Annotated in this window: 15 protein-coding genes; 9 read left to right on the forward strand and 6 right to left on the reverse strand. The window is 33.4% G+C overall.

The annotated features are described in order from the left end of the window. Nucleotides 1-26: 26 nt before the first annotated feature. The 6 genes from GQ47_RS11100 to GQ47_RS11125 all read left to right on the forward strand — a co-directional run bounded on the left by GQ47_RS11100 (nt 27) and on the right by GQ47_RS11125 (nt 7290). Nucleotides 27-1220, forward strand: a complete 1194-nt coding sequence (locus tag GQ47_RS11100) for an aspartate aminotransferase family protein (protein ID WP_035648420.1) — start codon at nt 27-29, stop codon at nt 1218-1220. Nucleotides 1221-1481: 261 nt separating this feature from the next. Further along, nucleotides 1482-2876 (forward strand): tetratricopeptide repeat protein, encoded by a 1395-nt coding sequence (locus GQ47_RS11105; RefSeq protein ID WP_035648422.1) that lies wholly within the window; start codon nt 1482-1484, stop codon nt 2874-2876. 2 nt (nt 2877-2878) lie between these two features. After that, on the forward strand, nt 2879-3628 hold the full coding sequence (locus GQ47_RS11110; RefSeq protein WP_035648425.1) for a shikimate dehydrogenase family protein: 750 nt from the start codon (nt 2879-2881) through the stop codon (nt 3626-3628). A gap of 66 nt (nt 3629-3694) precedes the next feature. After that, a complete protein-coding gene (locus GQ47_RS11115; RefSeq protein WP_035648427.1) occupies nt 3695-4447 on the forward strand; it encodes a hypothetical protein in 753 nt (250 codons plus the stop codon). Nucleotides 4448-4693: 246 nt separating this feature from the next. Further along, nucleotides 4694-6688: a DUF349 domain-containing protein gene (locus GQ47_RS11120; RefSeq protein ID WP_035648430.1), complete on the forward strand. Its 1995-nt coding sequence runs from the start codon at nt 4694-4696 to the stop codon at nt 6686-6688. A 182-nt stretch (nt 6689-6870) separates the two neighbouring features. Next, nucleotides 6871-7290, forward strand: coding sequence for an OsmC family protein (locus GQ47_RS11125; RefSeq protein ID WP_035648433.1), 420 nt, complete (start codon nt 6871-6873; stop codon nt 7288-7290). A gap of 70 nt (nt 7291-7360) precedes the next feature. Here the strand turns inward: GQ47_RS11125 and GQ47_RS11130 are convergent, their stop codons facing one another. Together GQ47_RS11130 and gyrA are read right to left on the reverse strand one after the other, a co-directional pair. Then, nucleotides 7361-8629 carry a tetratricopeptide repeat protein gene (locus tag GQ47_RS11130; RefSeq protein WP_035648436.1) on the reverse strand — a complete coding sequence of 423 codons (1269 nt, stop codon included), beginning with the start codon at nt 8627-8629 and terminating at the stop codon, nt 7361-7363. A 41-nt stretch (nt 8630-8670) separates the two neighbouring features. Next, nucleotides 8671-11313: a DNA gyrase subunit A gene (gyrA, locus tag GQ47_RS11135; RefSeq protein WP_035648439.1), complete on the reverse strand. Its 2643-nt coding sequence runs from the start codon at nt 11311-11313 to the stop codon at nt 8671-8673. Between the two features lie 258 nt (nt 11314-11571). Between gyrA and GQ47_RS11140 the strand changes: the two genes are divergently transcribed. The 3 genes from GQ47_RS11140 (at nt 11572) to GQ47_RS11150 (ending at nt 16244) form a co-directional block, all read left to right on the forward strand. Then, complete coding sequence (locus GQ47_RS11140) at nt 11572-14118, forward strand: ATP-dependent Clp protease ATP-binding subunit (protein WP_035648440.1); 2547 nt, start codon at nt 11572-11574, stop codon at nt 14116-14118. 140 nt (nt 14119-14258) lie between these two features. Next, nucleotides 14259-15626 (forward strand): 30S ribosomal protein S6--L-glutamate ligase, encoded by a 1368-nt coding sequence (rimK, locus tag GQ47_RS11145; protein WP_035648442.1) that lies wholly within the window; start codon nt 14259-14261, stop codon nt 15624-15626. Between the two features lie 99 nt (nt 15627-15725). Then, a complete protein-coding gene (locus GQ47_RS11150; protein ID WP_035648444.1) occupies nt 15726-16244 on the forward strand; it encodes a DUF421 domain-containing protein in 519 nt (172 codons plus the stop codon). A 96-nt stretch (nt 16245-16340) separates the two neighbouring features. Here GQ47_RS11150 and GQ47_RS11155 read toward each other — a convergent pair whose 3' ends face one another. The 4 genes from GQ47_RS11155 to GQ47_RS11170 form a co-directional block, all read right to left on the reverse strand. Next, nucleotides 16341-17687, reverse strand: a complete 1347-nt coding sequence (locus GQ47_RS11155) for an inorganic phosphate transporter (protein ID WP_035648446.1) — start codon at nt 17685-17687, stop codon at nt 16341-16343. 30 nt (nt 17688-17717) lie between these two features. Beyond that, nucleotides 17718-18362 carry a DUF47 domain-containing protein gene (locus GQ47_RS11160; RefSeq protein ID WP_035648449.1) on the reverse strand — a complete coding sequence of 215 codons (645 nt, stop codon included), beginning with the start codon at nt 18360-18362 and terminating at the stop codon, nt 17718-17720. A 48-nt stretch (nt 18363-18410) separates the two neighbouring features. Continuing rightward, nucleotides 18411-19925 carry a histidine ammonia-lyase gene (gene hutH, locus GQ47_RS11165; RefSeq protein ID WP_035648451.1) on the reverse strand — a complete coding sequence of 505 codons (1515 nt, stop codon included), beginning with the start codon at nt 19923-19925 and terminating at the stop codon, nt 18411-18413. Nucleotides 19926-20107: 182 nt separating this feature from the next. Beyond that, on the reverse strand, nt 20108-21169 hold the full coding sequence (locus GQ47_RS11170; RefSeq protein ID WP_035648454.1) for a hypothetical protein: 1062 nt from the start codon (nt 21167-21169) through the stop codon (nt 20108-20110). Nucleotides 21170-21445 lie beyond the last annotated feature (276 nt).

The following is a 21445-nucleotide window of genomic DNA, read 5'->3' on the forward strand; positions in this document are numbered from 1 at the left end:
TCTTTGCTACTTAGCACCTTAAAAAAATGAATCCAGATTTTATAAAATATCAGGCACAAACTTCTCCTTACCCTTTAGGAATGGAAGTTTCTCACGCCATTGGCTCTTATATTTACGACACAAACGATAAAAAATATTTAGATTTTGTTGCAGGCGTTTCTGCCTGTACATTGGGACATCAGCATCCGCGTGTAAATCAAGCGATAAAAGATCAGTTGGACAAATATTCGCACGTAATGGTTTATGGCGAATATTCGCAAAGTCCTGCTGTACAATATTGTAAATTAATGGCTTCGCTCCTTCCTGAATCGTTAAACAAAACGTATTTGGTAAATTCAGGTACAGAAGCTATCGAAGGCGCCTTAAAATTAGCAAAAAGAACCACAGGACGCAGTCAATTGATTTCTTGTCATAATGCTTATCACGGAAACACAATGGGCTCAATGAGCGTTATGGGATTTGAAGAACGCAAACAAGCCTTTAGACCTTTATTGCCAGATGTTGATTTTGTAACCTTCAACAATGAAGAAGATTTACAAAAAATAACCACCAGAACTGCAGCAATTCTGTTAGAAACCATTCAGGGAGGCGCTGGATTTATTCAGCCTCATGATAATTATCTGCAAAAAGTCCGCAAACGCTGTGATGAAGTTGGCGCATTAATGATTGTGGACGAAATTCAGCCTGGTTTTGGAAGAACAGGAAAACTTTTTGGTTTTCAAAACTATGATGTTGTTCCGGACATTGTCGTGATGGGAAAAGGTATGGGTGGAGGAATGCCTGTAGGAGCTTTTACAGCATCGGCAGAAAAAATGGATCTTTTAACTGAAAATCCAAAACTCGGTCATATTACTACTTTTGGAGGTCATCCTGTCATTGCGTCAGCCTGTTTAGCCACTTTGCAGGAATTAACTGAAACAAATTTAATGGCAGAAACGCTGGAGAAGGAAAAACTGTTCAGATCACTTTTGGTACATCCTTTGATTACTGAAGTAAGAGGAAAAGGATTAATGTTGGCAGCTATGACAGAATCGGCTGAAATTACCAACGAAGTCATTTTAAATTGTCAGGACAAAGGACTGATTTTATTTTGGCTTTTATTCGAAGGATGTGCGATTAGAATTACACCTCCTTTAACTATTTCAGAAGATGAAATCAGAGAAGGCTGTTCAATAATACTGGCAGTTATGGACGAAATTTTAAAACAGAATAACAAATAAAATTTTATTCATTTTTTTGCTTTCGTTAATCGGCACAGAATATTAAACAACAGATTTACAATCTATTAAAATCTAGAATGCAATCTAAAAAATAATTAAAACGAAGCTAATCCCTTAAGAACAAAGGAGATTTCTTCCCAAAACAGAATAAAAAACATCATATTTTGTTAATTAAATTGTTCAAAACAATTAATTCCCTTTCCTTACAACAATTATATGGTTGCCTAAATTTATAACAGGCTAATTTCAAATAGAGAAAGTATGCAATTAAGCAACGAAGAAGAAGATTATAACCTATCCCTATCTAAATTTGAGTCGATGTTAAAAACTAACAAAGTACTCTTTTTTGATTCTGAAGAATTCGAAGAAATAATTCTTCATTATTTAGACATAGGTAAGGCTAATTTAGCAAAAAAGGCCTTGAAACTTGCATTAGATCAGCATCCAAAATCTACAGGCTTAAAATTAGTACAAGTAGAAATGCTGGTTTACGACGATAAACTCGACATCGCTGAGAAGCTTTTAAACGAGTTGTATGCAATTGAACCCAACAACGAGGAAATTTATATCCAGAAAGCAAATATTTGTTCTAAAAGAGATCAACACGAAAAAGCTGTAGAATTACTTAAAATTGCCCTGCAATATACAGATGACTACGCTGATGTGTACAACTTGATTGGAATGGAATATCTTTTTATGGATAATCTTGAGATGGCTAAAGATAGCTTCATCAAATGTCTTGAAGAAGACTTAGAAGATCAGTCAGCTTTATACAACGTAGTTTACTGTTTTGAATTTTTAGATCAAAATCAGGAAGCTATCGTTTATCTTAACGAATACATAAACAGAAATCCGTATAGCGAAATTGCCTGGCATCAGCTGGGACGTCTGCATTATGGTATAAAAGAATACGAAGCTGCTATTCGAGCTTTTGATTATGCCACATTAATTGATGACGAATTTTTGGGTGCGTTCATGGAAAAAGCAAAAGCTTACGAACGCCTTAAAAAATACAACGAAGCAATTGAAAGCTACAATCGTACAATCGAGTTAGATGACGCGACTTCATACGCTTTATTGCGTATAGGTAAATGTTATGAAAAACTTGGAAATGCGATAAAAGCACTTCAATATTATAATCAGACCGTTCATGAAGATCCGCTTTTAGACAAAGGCTGGATTGCCATTACCGATTTTTATGTTCGTCAGAAAAACTTTCAAAAAGCCTTATTTTTTGTAAACAAAGCATTGGCAATCGACAATCAAAATCGTTTGTATTGGAAACGTTACGCAACGATTAACAAACAAATGAACTTTTTTGAAGAAGCTGAATTTGGATACAGAAAAGCCGTAGAATTTGGAGATTATGCTCTAGATACTTGGTTGTTTTGGGTTGATATACTTCAGTTTTTAGGTGAATTTGAAAGCGCTATCCAGACTTTATTGCAAGCAACTGAATATTTTCCTGAAGAAAACGAAATCGAATACCGTTTGGCAGGATTGTATTTTATGATTCAGGACAATACAAAAGCAAAATTTCATTTAAGCAATGGTTTGCGATTAAACTTCGATAATTACATTTTGATCGAAGATTTGTTTCCGGTTGTATGGTCGAAAAAAATGGTTAAAAATTATATTGAAAAACATAAGAAATAAGAATGATTGATACTTTAAAAAGACGTTTCGGTTTATTAGGCCGTAATATAAGCTACTCTTTCTCTAAAGGATATTTTACCGAAAAATTTAATAATGAAGTTTTTGCCGGAAATACCTATGAAAATTTCGACATTTCTGAAATCAGCCATTTCAAGGGTTTGCTTAAAAACAATCCTGATTTGAAAGGTTTAAATGTCACGATTCCGTACAAAGAGCAAGTTATTCCTTTTTTAGACAAACTTTCAACAAAAGCAAAACTGATTGGTGCAGTAAATACAATTAAATTCACCAAAAGCGGAAAATTAAAAGGCTACAATACAGATTATTATGGTTTTAAAAAATCATTAAAGCCTCTCTTAGAGCCTCATCATAAAAAAGCATTAATTCTTGGGACTGGAGGAGCTTCAAAAGGTGTAGCTTTTGCACTTGATGAGCTTGATATTCCTTATACTTTTGTTTCCAGAGAAGCCAAAGAAAATATCATCGATTATGATTTAATCAATGCCACCACTTTTGATAATTTTCAAATCATAATCAACTGTACACCAGTAGGAACTAGTCCAAACATTGAAGCTTGTCCTGATTTACCTTACGAATTTTTTACTGACAAGCATATTGCATACGATTTGATTTATAATCCAGCTGAAACTCAGTTTATGAAAAACGCTAAAGAAAAAGGCGCAATCATAAAAAATGGTTATGATATGTTAATTTTTCAAGCCGAAAAGGCCTGGAAAATCTGGAATAAATAAAAAAATGCTGACTATCAAAATGTTAAAGTAATTTTTATAACTTAGTCTACTCATTTGTAGATAGTTATGAAGAAAAAATTACTTTACATTTTCCTGTTTTTTCTGTTCTCATTTGCTGTCAAAGCACAAGATGAAGATATTAACAGAAAGGATGGTCCATTTAATGAACCTCGTTTTAATTATTTCTTAAAAACTATTTTGCTTTTTAATGAATATTTAGACACAAAAAACGGTTCCTTCAACACTACTAATTTACGTGTCCTACACCCTATTGGAAACAAATCTTGGAATCTTCGATTTGACCTTCCTTTAATTTCAACTAATTCGAATTCTATCAATCAAACAGGACTTGGTGATGTTGGTGCCGGAATTAGTTACATTCCATATTTCAAAAAAAATGAAGGATTTGCTGTTAGAACAAGAGTAACAGCAAACTCAGCTACTGATCCAAGTTTTGGAAGTGGAAAATGGGTTGTTATACCAGCTGTTTTTTATGCCCGATATTTTAAACAAAGAAAATTTTTATGGATTTCTGACGTAGAACATTCCCAAAGTTTTGCAGGTTCAAGCAACCGAAGTGATGTTAGCGTAACAGTCCTCGAAAATAATTTTTTATGGTTCTTTGGCAAAAACTGGATTGCAACAGATGTAGCTTTTCGATACAATTACGTTCTTGACGGTTTTCAAAATAATGCCTTTGTTGAATTTGGGCGAAAAATCACACCTACTAATCTTGCATATATACACCCAAGTGTAGCATTTGGAGGCGAGAAATCTTATAATTTTGGTATAGAAATGGGATTATTAATTTTGTTCTAGTTTAAGATCTATAATAATTTTAGACCTATAACATCTTTTTTTATCTCTTTTTCTAAAAATTATAACAAATTCAAATTTATACTTCATTCAAAGAAAAAGCAAAATTTAAGATATCATACTTATAAAACAGAGTAAAGAATAAGAATTTCATCGTAAAATAAAGCATAAACAAGCGATTTATTTTGTATTTAGAAACACCTTTACTATCTTTCGCACTGTTTAAAGTACAAACCTTATACATTTAAAATGTTAGAAGAAAAGAATGATAACCTGCAGGAAGCAGACGGAAAATTAGGAATCGACACTACTGATTCTATTCAAGAAAACGCAATTGAAGAAACATTGGGTACGGAACAAGCTACTGAAAATTCAGTTTCTGAAACAGAAGCTGAAGCTGCAGCAGAAGAAATAACAACCGAAGATGATCATCAAGATGCGTTAGATGCTATCACAAATTCTAATGCTGAAGAAAGTGAAGATGAAACGCTAAAAGAGCGTCATGATATTCCTATGCAGGATTATGATACTTTTTCATTAGATGCACTTGTTGATGAGCTAAAAAAACTGATTCAGACAGATAAAGTAATGTCTGTTAAAGATCATATCGAAGAAATTAAAAAATCATTTTTACTACAATACAATCATTTAATTGAAGAGAAAAAAGAGGAATTCAATGCTTCAAAACAAGATCCGAATGAAGAATTTGAATATCATTCTCCTTTAAAATCTAAATTTGATGAATATTATAATGTTTTTAGAGAAAAAAGAAATGCTCATTTTAAACATTTACAAACTAATTTAAAAGCAAATTTAGAAAACAGACTTGCGATTGTTGAAGAACTCAAAGAACTTATAAATCCGCAGGAAAACATCAAAGATACTCTTAAGCACTTTAATGAACTTAGGGAAAGATGGAAAAATGCCGGAGCAATTCCAAAAGATAAATACAATCATGTTTGGAATAATTATCATTTCCACGTAGAAAATTTCTATGATTATCTGCATTTAGACCGTGAAGCGAGAGATTTGGATTTCAAATACAATTTGGAACAAAAGCAAAAAATCATCACACGCGTTGAAGAATTAGCCAACGAAACTGATATCAACAAAGCATTTCGTGAATTGCAGGATTTACACAGAATCTGGAAAGAAGATATTGGTCCTGTTTCAAAAGAACACCGCGATGTTATTTGGAACAAATTCAGCGAATTGACTAAAAAAATACATGACAAGAGAGAAGTATTGTTTGAAAGCCAAAGAGCAAACGAACTACAAAATCTTGAAGTAAAAAAAGAAATAATAGGCAAAATTGAAGTTTTAGGAACTGAAAAAGTCAATTCTCATTCGCAATGGCTTGTGCAGATTCAAAAAGTTGAAGCGCTTAGAAATGATTTTTTTGCAGCTGGAAAAGTACCTTCGGATGTAAATGAAGAAACCTGGGCAGCGTTTAAAACTGCTGTTAGAAATTTCAATGCATTTAAAAATTCGTTTTACAAAGACATTAAAAAAGATCAAAACGATAATTTAAATAAAAAAATGGCTTTGGTTGCAAAAGCCAAAGAATTACAAGAAAGTACTGATTTTGGCAGCACTACTCCAATCATGAAACAAATTCAGGAAGAGTGGAAACAAATAGGTCACGTTCCTAAAAAATATTCAGATAAGATCTGGAAAGAATTTAAAGATGCCTGCAACCATTATTTTGACAAATTAAAAGAACATAAATCTGAGGAAAATCAGGATGAAGTTGTGGCTTTTGACAATAAAAAGGCTTATTTAGACATTTTAAGAGCATACCAACTTACTGGCGATCACAAAACAGATTTAGATGCCATTAAACAACATATTGAAATCTGGAAAGGTTACGGAAAAGTACCTTTTTCAAGACGTCATATCGAAGGAAAATTCAATAAAATCCTTGATGCGCTTTTTGAAAAATTAAGCCTAAGCAAAAAAGAAAGCGAGATGATGCGTTTTTCTAATCGTATAGATTCTCTTTCTGACAGCAATGATACACGCAAATTAGATAATGAGAAGATTTTTATAATGCGTAAAATCGAAGAAGTTCAAAATGAAATTTTTCAATTAGAAAACAACATTCAGTTCTTTACGAATACTAAAAACGCTAAAAAAGAAAATTCAATTGTTCTTGAAGTGCGTAAAAACATTGCAATCCATAAAGAAAGCCTTGACGTATGGAAAGATAAATTGAAACAGCTTCGTAATTTAAATCAAGAATAAAACTCGATTTAATTAATTATAAAGGGTGTAGTGATAAATTTCATTACACCTTTTTTTTGTAGTTGACTTTCTGATAACAAATTGATAAAACAACACTTCGAAATAATGCTTATATTTGATAGATTGATTACAACTGACAATCAATACTTTAAACATGTTTTATTAATCAAAATACTCAAATAATGAAATTTACAAGAAAAGCACACGCCAACTGGCAAGGAACTGGCATGGAAGGAAAAGGAACAATAAGTACACAAAGCACAACTTTAGATAATGCACAATTATCATTTAAAACAAGATTTGCTGATGGTGTTGGAACAAACCCAGAAGAACTTGTTGCTGCTGCTCATTCGGGCTGTTTTACGATGCAATTAAGCTTTTTGCTGAATGAAGTAGGTTTTACCGCTGATGATTTAACCACAGAAGCGACAGTAACTTTTGAAGATGGAACCATAACACTAATCCACTTGGAATTAAAAGGAAAAGTTCCTTCGATTTCTGCTGAAGAATTTAATGCTACAGCAGCAAAAGCAAAGGAAATTTGTCCAATTTCAAAGCTTTTAAACACAACAATAACTTTGAATGCAACTTTAGAAAGTTAAATAAAACTTTTACGCATAAAAAAACCATCGATTTAAGTCGATGGTTTTTTTTATAAATTCAGGACATCTATTATCCTTTAGCTTTCAATGCTTTAGCTTCAGCTGTCATTTCTAGAGCGCTATAAACTCCTAATAATGTCTTTTTAACATCATCATTTTGAGGATCTAATTCATTCGCTTTTTTAAGATAAGGTATTACACTTTTGAATACACCTTCTCTTTGTGCTTTTAATACATCATAACGCTTCATATCTTTAGCTGAAGTACCTAATTTATTCATTTCGTCAATGATTGGTTTTTCAGCCTCTAATTTCAAAGCAGCGATATTAATATAAGCATTTACATAATCAGGTTTGATTTCAATTGCTTTAGCATAATATTTCTCAGCATCAGCTGTATTTTTAGCATTAGCACTGATTACTCCTAAATTGAAAATCAAATCAGCATTGTTAGGGTCTTTCTCTAAAGCTTCGCTAACCAATTTCTTGTATGTATCGAAATCTTTAGTTTCAAGATACAAGTTAGCTTCTGTAAGAATCAAAGAAGTATCTTCTGGATTTGTTTTTCTTGCATCAGCAATTGCTTTTTTAGCCTCTTCAATTTTTCCTTTTTGAACTAAAATTAAAGCTAAGTTTTTGTAGATTTCTCCTCTTTTAGAAGGAACTGCTTCCGTTTTAGGTTTTTCGTGAGTTCCTATTTTTACAGCTAAATCTCTATCTTTTGCATTAGCAAAACCATCTTCGCTTCCTGAAATCTTATTTACTGCAGTATAAAGAGTTCCTTTTCCTGAGTAGTTTAGTTTTTTCAATTCTTCATACATTGGCAAAGCAGTATCATAATCCTGAGCATTTACTGCTGTAGAAGCTGCGTAGTACAAGTTAATTGTATCGTTTTTATCTAATTGATAAGCATCATACAATTTAGCAGCGCTTTCTTTATGCTTATTTGCTTGCGAATCAGCAATAGCTGAATTGATTAATTTTCCTTTAATCTCAGTAATTGAAGAAGCAGCCTGAGTTGAATACTTTTGTTTTCCAGAAGCTTTTTCAACATCAATCAATGTTTTGTAGCTTTCAGCAGCAGCAGATAAATTTTTACCTTCTTCTACTTTTTTATTCGCTAAATCCAAATAAGCATTCCCTTTAACAAAATAGTATTGAGCCTGCTCAACATCTTTAGCATTTGTTACTAAATTTTCAGCATCTTTTAATATTGCAATTGCTCCTTGAGCATCTCCGCTTTTTAAAGCTTTCTCAGCATTTTTGATTTGATCTTTCTGAGCAAAAGTTGCTGCTGAAATCAATAATGCTGAAGCAAGTAATAGATATTTACTTTTCATAATATTCAATTTGTATATTTAATTTTAATTTTTCTTTTTTATTATTCTTCAGATTCCTCCTCATCAGATTCTTCTTCTTCGTCCTCAACTACATCATCAGCGTCATCATCGTCATCTGCTGTTCCGTCATCCTCAAGAACTTCATCAAGATCCGGCTTAACTCTTTCTATTCCAGACTCAACAACATTTCCATCTTCATCAACAATAACCTCCTCGGCATCATCTTTCATTACTTTTGTAACTGCTGCGATAGAATCTTTTCCTTTTAAATTGATCAATCTAACCCCTTGAGTTGCACGTCCCATAACACGTAAATCCTCAATCGCCATTCTGATTGTCAATCCTGATTTATTGATAATCATTAAATCATCAGCATCTGTTACAGCACTAATAGAAATTAACTTACCTGTTTTTTCTGTAATATTAAGCGTTTTAACACCTTTACCACCACGGTTTGTAATTCTGTAAACATCTTCACCATCGTCGTCAACTAATTTTGTACGTTTCCCGTAACCGTTTTCAGTTACAACTAAAATTTGTGATTCAGAAATATCATTTTTATCAACTGTAACCATTCCGATTACTTCATCCGTTTCGTCTTTCAGTGTAATTCCACGAACTCCAGAAGCTGTTCTTCCCATCGGACGTGTTTTAGTTTCTTCAAAACGAACTAATTTACCAGATTTAACAGCTAAGATAATTTGGCTTTCTCCATTTGTTAACTGAGCACCAAGCAACTCATCACCTTCCTTAATGGTAATAGCTGCTACACCATTCACACGAGGTTTAGAATATTTCTCTAAAGAAGTTTTCTTAACCTGTCCTTGTTTAGTTACCATTACAAGATTATGTGTATTGATATAATCTTTATCTTTTAAATCTTGTGTACAAATGAAAGCTTTTACTTTATCATCGCTTTCAATGTTTACTAAATTCTGAATTGCTCTTCCTTTAGCTGTTTTACTTCCTTCTGGAATTTCGTAAACACGCATCCAGAAACATTTTCCTTTTTGCGTAAAGAACATCATATATTGGTGGTTGGTTGCAACGAACATATGCTCAAGGAAATCCTGATCTCTTGTTCCTGCGCTTTTTTGCCCAACTCCTCCTCTATTCTGCGTTTTGTACTCAGTAAGGTTTGTACGTTTGATATAACCTGCGTGCGAAATCGTAATTACAACATTTTCATCGGCAATTAAATCTTCGATACTTACATCTCCACCAGAATATTCAATCTGAGAACGACGAGCATCACCGTATTTATCTCGAATTTCAATTAATTCTTCTTTTATTAAATCTGTTCTTAAATTAACGTCTGCTAATAAAGCTTTCAAATGCTCAATTAATTTCATTAATTCCTCAAACTCAGCTCTTAGTTTATCCTGCTCCAGTCCAGTTAACTGACGAAGACGCATTTCAACAATTGCACGAGCCTGAATATCTGACAACTTAAATCTTTCGATTAATTTCTCTCTTGCTTCATCTGTATTTTTAGACCCCCTGATTAACGCAATTACTTCATCAATATTATCAGAAGCAATAATTAATCCTTCTAAAATATGCGCTCTTTCCTCAGCTTTACGCAATTCAAACTGCGTTCTTCTCACAACTACCTCATGACGGTGCTCAATAAAATAGTGAATCATATCTTTTAGATTCAACAATTGAGGACGTCCTTTAACCAATGCAATGTTATTTACACTGAAAGAAGATTGTAATGAAGTATATTTATATAAGGTATTTAAAACTACGTTTGGCGTAGCATCACGTTTTAAGATATAAACGATACGCATACCATTTCTATCCGATTCATCACGGATATTGGCAATACCTTCGATTTTTTTCTCGTTAACCAAATCAGCCGTACGTTTGATCATTTCGGCTTTATTGACTTGATATGGAATTTCAGTAACAATGATACATTCTCTTCCGTCAACTTCCTCAAAACCAACTTTAGCACGCATTACGATACGACCTCTACCTGTTTTGAAAGCTTCACGAACACCTTCGTATCCATAAATTACACCTCCAGTTGGAAAATCTGGAGCTTTAACGTGTGTAATTAACTCATCTATTTCAATATCATTATTATCAAGATAAGCTAATGTACCATTGATAACTTCTGTTAAATTGTGTGGAGGCATATTTGTTGCCATACCAACAGCAATACCAGTTGCTCCGTTTACTAATAAAGTAGGAACTCTTGTTGGCATTACTTTTGGCTCATATAAAGTATCGTCAAAGTTTAATTGGAAATCAACCGTTTCTTTTTCGATATCTGCCATAATATCCTCAGATATCTTACGCATTCTAGCCTCAGTATAACGCATTGCTGCCGGACTGTCACCATCAACAGACCCAAAGTTACCCTGACCATCAACTAATAAATAACGCATACTCCATTCCTGAGCCATACGAACCATCGCATCATAAACTGAAGTATCTCCGTGTGGGTGATACTTACCCAGAACCTCTCCTACGATTCTTGCAGATTTTTTGTGGGCAGATCTTGAAGTTACACCTAAATCATACATTCCGTAAAGAACTCTTCGGTGCACTGGTTTTAAGCCATCTCTAACATCCGGAAGTGCTCTCGATACAATTACTGACATCGAATAATCGATGTAAGCTGATTTCATTTCATCCTCAATGTTAATAGGAATTAACTTTTCTCCTTCAGACATAAGTTGTTATGTTTAAATAATTATATTAGTTTCAAAGCGTGCCAAGATACGTTTTTTTGAAATTTTTTCAGCTATTTCCTTACACTTATTTCAATGATTTATTAACAACTTTATTTTGCCTTTTAGTTAATAAATTAAGCGTTTTTTAACTCTTTTATTGTTATTTTTTTTGTCAATTAGCTGACAGCAGATCTCAATAGGTATGATTTTTGTTTTTCAACCAGTAAATAATTAAATTTACATATCGAATTATATATTATGGATGATAATTTTTCACCAAGAGTAAAAGATGTTATTACATACAGTAAGGAAGAAGCTCTGCGTCTAGGGCACGACTTTATTGGTACTGAACATCTGATGCTAGGCATTTTAAGAGATGGTAACGGAAAAGCTATTCATATACTTAATAACCTAGCAGTTGATTTAGATCATTTACGCAGGAAAGTAGAAATACTGAGTCCAGCCAATCACAGCATTGAGATAAACACTGAAAAGAAAAACCTTCATCTTACACGCCAGGCTGAAAGAGCCCTTAAGACAACATTTCTTGAAGCAAAAGTATTTCAAAGCTCGTCGATTAGCACGGCACACCTGCTTCTATGCATCTTACGAAACGAAAACGATCCAACAACCAAGCTATTGAATAAACTAAAAATAGATTATGACATAGCTAAAGAACAATATCTAAACATGACGCCAAACGAAGAAGAATTTTTAGAAAACTTGCCACGAAACGAGTCATACAATGACGATTCAGGACAAGATGACAGTCTAAAAGAAAGCAGTTTTAATAATCCCGCCAATAAGTCAAACAAAAAATCTAAGACTCCGGTGTTAGATAATTTTGGGAGAGATTTAACAGAAATGGCCGAGGAAGGAAAACTGGATCCTGTCGTAGGACGCGAAAAAGAAATTGAACGCGTTTCTCAAATTTTAAGCCGAAGAAAAAAGAACAACCCGCTTCTAATTGGAGAACCTGGAGTTGGTAAATCTGCTATTGCAGAAGGACTGGCTTTACGTATTATCCAAAAGAAAGTTTCTCGTATTCTTTTCAACAAACGTGTTGTAACTCTTGATTTGGCCAGCTTAGTTGCCGGAACAAAATACAGAGGCCAATTTGAGGAAAGAATGAAAGCCGTAATGAACGAGCTTGAGAAAAATGATGACATTATTCTTTTCATTGACGAAATTCACACTATTGTGGGTGCTGGAGGAGCAACAGGTTCACTTGATGCTTCAAACATGTTCAAACCTGCTTTAGCAAGAGGCGAAATTCAATGTATTGGTGCTACTACTCTTGATGAGTACAGACAATATATCGAAAAAGACGGCGCCTTGGAAAGACGTTTTCAAAAAGTAATTGTGGAGCCAACTTCTGTTGAAGAAACAATCGCAATTTTGAACAATGTTAAAGACAAATATGAAGATCACCACAATGTAACGTATACTCCAGAAGCTATTGAAGCTTGTGTTAAGCTAACAAACAGATATATGTCTGAGCGTTTCTTACCAGACAAAGCGATTGACGCTATGGATGAAGCCGGATCACGCGTACACATCACAAACATTGATGTTCCAAAACAAATTTTGGATTTAGAACGTCAATTGGAAGAAGTTCGCGAAATGAAGAACATGGTAGTTAAAAAACAAAAATATGAAGAAGCTGCCAAACTTCGTGATGATGAAAAACGTATCGAAAAAGACCTTGCTTTAGCTCAGGAACAATGGGAAGAAGATTCTAAAAACAACAGAATTGAAGTTACAGAAGATAATGTAGCTGATGTTGTTTCGATGATGACCGGAATTCCTGTTAACCGAATTGCACAAACAGAAAGTAACAAATTAGCCAAATTGCCTGAATTGATTCAGAATAAAGTGATTGGACAAAATGAAGCTGTTCTTAAAATTGCACGTTCTATCCAACGTAACAGAGCTGGACTTAAAGACCCTAACAAACCAATTGGTTCGTTCATTTTCTTAGGTCAGACTGGTGTTGGTAAAACGCAATTAGCAAAAGTTTTAGCAAAAGAATTATTTGACTCTGAAGATGCGTTAGTTCGTATCGACATGAGTGAATACATGGAGAAATTCGCGATTTCTCGTTTAGTTGGAGCGCCTCCAGGATATGTTGGATACGAAGAAGGTGGTCAATTGACTGAAAAAGTTCGTAGAAAACCATATTGTGTTGTTCTTTTAGATGAGATCGAAAAAGCGCATCCAGATGTATTCAACATGATGCTTCAGGTTTTAGATGACGGATATTTGACAGATAGTTTAGGTCGCAAAATTGACTTTAAAAACACGATCATCATCATGACATCTAACGTTGGTGCACGTCAATTGAAAGATTTTGGACAAGGTGTTGGATTCGGTACTGCAGCAAGAACAGCTCAAGCAGATGAAAACTCAAAAAGCATTATCGAAAATGCATTGAAGAAAACTTTTGCTCCTGAATTCTTAAACAGAATTGATGACGTAATTGTATTTAATGCATTAGAAAAAGCTGATATCGATTTGATTATCGAAATCGAATTGAAAAAACTTTATTCTCGTATTGCTGAGTTAGGTTACAAATTAAGCTTAACAGACAAAGCAAAAGCATTTATTGCTGAAAAAGGTTTCGATAAGCAATTTGGAGCACGACCATTGAAAAGAGCAATTCAGAAATACGTTGAAGATTTGTTAGCTGAAGAAATCATCACTTCAAAAATACATTCTGGTGATGAAATCATGATGGATTTAAAAGATGATTCACAAGAATTATCAGTAGAAATTCATAAAGCTGAAGAGCCAACAAATCAATAAATTAGTTAAAATTTATAACACAAATAACTTACCCGTTACGTTTTCATAACATAACGGGTATTTTTTTTTGTAAAAATCACTATCTTTAGTAAAAGCAAATAGCTACTTTTGAATTTAAATTCTATAATAAAAATTAACGTATGCTTCAACACAAAGTCATTTTAGGCAGCGAAGAATGGTGCTCATTTCCTGAACTTGGAATCCCAACGATTAAAGCTCGTGTCGATTCTGGTGCCAAAACTTCAGCAATGCACGCTATCAACATAGCTCCTTTTATAAAAAATGATGCCAATTGGGTAAAATTTGACATTAATCCAATTCAGAATAATATTAAAACTATCATTCATTGCGAAGCGCCGCTGGTGGATAAGAGAATTGTAAAAAGCTCAAGCGGCTTTAGAGAACATCGTTATGTAATTCAGACAAGCATTAAAATTGGCGATTCAAAATGGCCAATCGAAATGACTTTAACAAATCGAGATTCGATGGGTTTTCGCATGCTTTTGGGACGTGAAGCCATGAGCGGACGCGTATTAGTAGATCCTGAAGAAAAATATCTACTGGGACAGCCTACACCAGAATCTCTTAAAGAATTATATCAAAACTCCGAAAAAGCCAGTTCTGGTTTACGAATTGGACTTTTAGCCAGCAATCCCGAATTGTACAGCAATAAAAGAATCATGGAAGCCGGCGAAATGCGCGGTCATGAAATGCATTTTTTGAACATCAAAGAATGTTATATGAAACTGGACGCCAAAACTCCGGAAATTCATTACAGAGGCGGAAAAATATTAAATCAGTTCGACGCAATCATTCCTAGAATAAGACCAAGCATCACTTTTTATGGCTGCGCATTAACACGCCAATTCGAAGCGTTGAAGGTATTTGTTTTAAATTCGGCTACAGCCATCACACAATCACGAGATAAATTATACTCGTTACAATTACTTTTAAATAGCGGAATTGATATTCCAACAACCGGATTTGCTAATTCTCCGCTTGATACAGACAACTTAATCAAGATGGTTGGCGGTTCACCTCTAATTGTAAAATTATTAGAAGGAACACAAGGTAAAGGCGTTGTTTTGGCCGAAACCAAAAAAGCTGCAGAAAGTGTTATTAATGCCTTCAAAAGTTTAAATGCAAATATTCTGGTTCAGGAATTCATTAAAGAAGCCAATGGAAAAGATATTCGCTGTTTTGTAATTGACGGAAAAGTAGTTGCAGCGATTCAGCGTGAAGCAATGCCAGGCGAATTTAGAGCAAATATTCATCTTGGCGGAACAGCATCAGTAATCAAAGTAACGGCTGAAGAGAAAAAAATCGCGATTAAAGCAGCAAAAGCAATGGATTTAAAAGTTGCCGGTGTTGATATTATTCGTTCTTCTAAAGGGCCATTATTGCTTGAAGTAAACTCTTCTCCAGGTCTTGAAGGAATTGAAGGTGCCACAAACAAAGACGTTGCTGGAGAAATGATTAAAGCAATTGAAAAGAATTTTAAACTATAATTAAGTTCATTTAAACTTAATTCCGTATAAATAATTTAGCAGCTTTGTCGAAGTTTTAACTTTGACAAAGCTTTTTTATTTAACTTTAAAATAAAAAATATGGCTTTTCCTTATTTAGATATTGTTTTACGTAGTATCGCCGTTTATTTTTTCATGACGATTGCTTTACGGATATTCGGTAAAAAAGAACTTTCGCAATTGAATACCGCCGATGTAATTCTGATTTTATTAATAAGCAACTCTGTTCAGAATGCCATGGTTGGCCCTGATACAAGTTTGACTGGCGGTTTAATTGCAGCATTAGTATTATTCATAATCAACTTCATCATCAAAAAACTGACTCACAAATACAAAGTTTTTGGAGATTTATTATTGGACAAACCTGAAATCTTAATTCACGACGGAAAATTAGATTTCAAAGCGCTTAGCAAACTAGATATTTCGCATGACGAATTAAAAGAAGCCATGAGAGAACACGGAATAGAATTCTTCAAAAATGTAAAATTGGCAATGCTCGAAATTGACGGAACAATCAGCATTATTTCTGAAGATGAAAAAAATCTAAAGCAAACACATTTTAAACGAAAACATAATCGTAAAAACATTCAAAACTTCTAATAATTTCAAAAACAAAAAAAGCCGATTTCAAATGAAATCGGCCTTTTAATATTTTATAGAAAATGCAATTTACATCACACATTTCAAATAATCGTTTTACGAAATAAACACGCTCAGTACAAAATAAACCAAACCTGCTAAGATCGCTGAAATTGGGATAGTCAAAATCCAAGCCCAAACTAAACTTACGGTAACACCCCAGCGAACTGCAGAAACACGTTTTGTTAATCCAACACCAATAATAGATCCTGTAATAGTATGCGTTGTACTTACCGGAATTTTTAAATGCTCTGTAAAATAAAGCGTCAATGCTCCAGCAGTTTCAGCAGCAACTCCTTCAAATGAACTTACTTTTGTGATTTTAGATCCCATTGTTTTTACAATTTTCCATCCACCACTTAAAGTTCCCGCTGCAATTGCAGAATAACAAGCTAACGGAATCCATCCCGGCATTACTCCTTTAATTCCCAAATCATCATTTGGAAGAACAACATCTAACCAAGAATCCATGTGAACCCCAGGATTTGTGTTGATATAAACCGCTACAGCAGCAGCGATAATACCCATTACTTTTTGAGAATCATTTCCTCCGTGCCCCAAACTAAAAGCCGCAGAAGATAATAATTGCATTTTTTTCAAAGCAGCATCAGCCTGATGAAGATTTAAACTGCTAAATATCAAACAAAATGCACTTACAGTTAATATAATAAAGGCTACTAAAAACCATTTAATATTATGAGGATCAAAAGCTACGCTCCAAAAATGAGAATCAAATCTTCCTTTATGACCATCTTTTATAATTTCTTCATAAGGAACCATTTGTGCATATACAAACCAAACAGTTGCAATCATTAAAGCCACAGTAAATAATTTAGGCCAAATACTTTTACGAGAAGCATTCAACAACCAAATAGAAATTAAATACGATGCCAAAGCTCCTAATAAAGGCGCTAGAACAATAAAAGCAATAATAATAAGAACTCCCGAAGGCATTCCGCCATCTTTTCCGGCTTTATACCAGCTTACAATTTCATACCAGTAATGAGTAGCTCCATCTTCACCAACATATCCCGAAAAACCGTGAACTGCGATAGCGTGCGCAACGGCTGCTCCGGCAAAACCTCCAATAAGCGTATGTGAAGAACTTGAAGGAATTCCAAGCCACCAAGTCAATAAATTCCAGCAGATTGCCGCAATAACTCCGGCAAGAATAACAACCAGGTTAATTTCCATTGTGTGCGCTGTTTTAGCAACAGTATCTGCAACACCAAATCCGAAAACCCAATAAGCTAAAAAGTTAAAAAATGCTGCCCAAAGAACCGCCTGAAAAGGCGTCAAAACCTTTGTTGCAACAACTGTCGCTATAGCATTTGCCGCATCATGAAAACCATTGATGTAATCAAAAATTAAGGCTAATACTATAATTAATATAAGTAGCGTCATAAAATTATAACTTCAGAATGAAAAATTGAATTAAGAATGTTTTACAGAAATAGATTCTAGTATATTCGCAACACTCTTACATTTATCTGTTGCTGATTCTAAAACAGATAACACTTCTTTATATTTAATAATATTTTTAGCGTCTGTTTCGTTTTCAAAAATTTCAAAAACTGCTTTGTTATATACGTTATCAGATTTGTTTTCTAGCTTGTTAATTCTAGCACATGAATCTTTAATAACTTTCATGTTTTTCAAGTTGCTCAATTCCTTAACAGCACTATCAATATTTTGACAAGCTTCAAGGTTGATTTCTGTCATTTTTCTGATCGATTTTGTAATCTTGTCAACTTGATACAATCTCATACGGCTTGCAGCTCCGTGAAGGTAATCTGCAACGTTATCAATTGAAGTAATTAAGGTATGAATATCTTCTCTATCAAATGGAGTAATAAAGTTTCTACTCAATTCCAAGTTAGTTTGACGTGTAATATCTTCTCCTTTTTGCTCTAATTCATCAATTTTTTGAAAAAGAACTTCTCTTTCTTTTAATGGTAAGTTTACAGCTTCGTGTAAGTTAGATGCTAATTCAATTAAATTGCTTGAAGCCTCTTCAAAAAGTGGAAAGAATTTCTTGTCTTTCGGCACTAAAAATTGGAAAATACTGTTTATTGACATTTTTATATTTTTGATAGTGCAAAATTACTTCAATAATATTCTATAATGTTAAGCCATTGTTAACAAATCGTTTTCAATTTGAAAACTGTCTAAGAATGAAATTGTATTCTCAATATCATAATGTAAGATTCTATCCTCTTTAACCAAAGGCACAACTTCACGATAACTACTTAAAAACATTTCGATAAAATCGCTCGATTTCAAAGGCTCTCTATAAGCAATTGCCTGCGATGCATTCATTAATTCGATTGCCAAAATTCGCTCTAAATTATCTAAAACACGTAAAGCTTTTGTAGCTCCATTTGCTCCCATACTTACATGATCTTCCTGACCATTGCTCGAAACAATACTGTCAATACTTGACGGAGTTGCAAGTTGTTTATTCTGGCTCGCAATACTTGCCGCAGTATATTGCGGAATCATAAATCCTGAATTTAATCCTGGATTATCAACCAAAAATGCCGGAAGATTTCGCAATCCTGAAATTAACTGATACGTTCTTCTTTCAGAAATGCTTCCTAATTCAGCCAAAGCAATTGCAATAAAATCTAAAGCTAAAGCCAATGGCTGTCCATGGAAATTTCCTCCCGAAATAATCTGATCGGCTTCAACAAATATATTTGGATTATCCGTAACCGAATTAATTTCGGTTTTGAATACTTTTCGAACATAATCAATCGCATCTTTTGAAGCGCCGTGAACTTGCGGCATACAACGGAAAGAATACGGATCCTGAACGTGTTTCTTTTCTTGAGTGATTATTTCACTTCCGTCTAAGAATTCTGCAATTCGTTGTGCCGTTACAATTTGCCCTTTGTGCGGACGTATATAATGTATCAATTCATTAAAAGGTTCGATTCTTCCATCAAAACCTTCAAGTGAAATAGTCCCGATTAAATCCGCTAAATAAGATAACTTATAACCTTTGATTAAAATATGAGCTCCGTAAGCACTCATAAACTGAGTTCCGTTTAACAAAGCCAAGCCTTCTTTTGACTGCAAAACGATTGGTTCCCAGTTGAAATGTTTTAAAACTTCGACAGAAGCCATTTTCTTTCCTGCAAAAAGCACTTCGCCTTCTCCTAATAGAGGTAAAGACAAATGTGCAAGTGGAGCTAAATCTCCAGAAGCACCAAGCGAACCTTGTGTATAAATAATAGGAAGAATATCATTATTATAAAAATCAACTAAACGTTGTAATGTAATTAATTGTACTCCAGAATGTCCATAGCTCAAAGATTGAATCTTCAGCAACAACATCATCTTTACGATTTCTGCAGGAACTTCTTCGCCAGTACCACAAGCATGCGATTTTACTAGATTTTCCTGAAGTTTAGAAAGATTTTCATTTGAGATTTTTACACTGTAAAGTGATCCAAAACCAGTATTGATTCCGTAAATAGGCGCAGAATGCGTCGACATTTTTTTATCTAGATAATCACGGCATTTCTGAACGTTCACTTTTGCTTCTTCAGATAATTCAAGTGCTTTATCATTAACTAAAATCTCTTGTAATGTTTCTAAAGTTATCGTTTCAGTACTTATATAATGAATCTCTCTCATGATTATTTTAAATTTAAGACGTCAAAATTCAACAAATCAATATTAAAAAGCAACATTTACTAAAGATTATTTAATTTTTTTAATCAAAAAATCGTTCAAAATACCAATTAAGTCGTTAAACAAAAAAAGCAACTCATTGAGAGCTGCTTTTGTTTTACTTTTATTATTTAAAACTTCTTAAATTAATAATAAGTCACAACTGTTTTTTCTGTTTGCATTACCCCGTTTGGAGGCATTGTAACACTTTTCATTTTTGTCAAAACATAACCATTTTCATCATATGTACAATCAGTTTTAGATGATTCAGTACTATTATTCCCTAGAGTTGAAGTTATAATAGTTGAAGAACTAATTGCATTATTTACAGTATTAATTAAAAACCGATTAAACCCTAAAATATCTGCTAAAGCATCCTTCTTAGTATCATAAATGTAATTTGAAACGGCAAGAAATTCTTCTCCTGGAGTTGGAGTGGTAATACTATATTTTACTAAATTACCTTTATCAAATGTATAAATTCCCACTCCATAGTCTGGCAAATCATATTTCTCAGTTATTGTTCCGTCAACATTATAAGTATAAGCAACTTTATAGCTAATACTTCCGTCAGGATTTTTTCTTGTTCCACTTATAATTTTTTTCTGTTCATTATATGCATATTCCGTAGAACCTTTGAAAACATTATCATCACTATAATTCATAGATTTTGTAATTAAATCTCCAGAATATGTATATTTAGTAATTGTATTTAAAACAGTTGTAGTTTGAGTTTTTACGTTCGTATTACTATATTTAACTATCACTGTTGCCAATTTGGTAATATTTGACGTATCATAAGTATAAGAGTATTCATATTTGACAATATTGTACTTATCACTTCTTTCTATATTTTGTGTTTTTGGAAGCTCCAGCATTATTTTTTCAGAAACTACAGATTTTGCACCTTCTAAACCGTTTAAACTAGCTGTAACTGTATATGTAAAAGCCCCAGTAGCTTTAAGAACATCGGTAAATTTTGCTTCCGTAAGCGGAACTGTATTAATCTTTACAGCACTGCCATTTTTATAAACATTGTATGTAATTCCTGTACCTTCAACTGGCGACCAAGTTAAATTAACAGTGTCTGCATTTAATACTGCATTAACGGCAGAAGGAGCTGATGGTGCTGTAGGACTGGTTTCATCGCTACTACAAGAAATAAGCGTAAATAAAGAAATAAATAAAAGGGCAATTTTAGTTTTCATTTTTTGTTTTGGTTTTTTAAAATTTTGAGCGAAATATAATTAAAACAAAAATGATTGTACGAAATCTTCCCTGTTAAAATTTGATTTTTTTTCAAATTCATTTTACATCTACAAATTTCATTGATTATAAACAACATAGGAAACTAACTGAATTTAACTTACTGAAAAAAATCGCAGAAATAATCTTATTCAGCAAAATTATCAGTTATTAAACTCGGTTTTGGTTCTAATTTTTATTTAAAAATTAAACTTTCTTATAAGTAAAAGCAAATCTAA

The sequence above is a fragment of the Flavobacterium sp. ASV13 genome (assembly GCF_000745775.1).
Taxonomy (GTDB): Bacteria; Bacteroidota; Bacteroidia; order Flavobacteriales; family Flavobacteriaceae; genus Flavobacterium.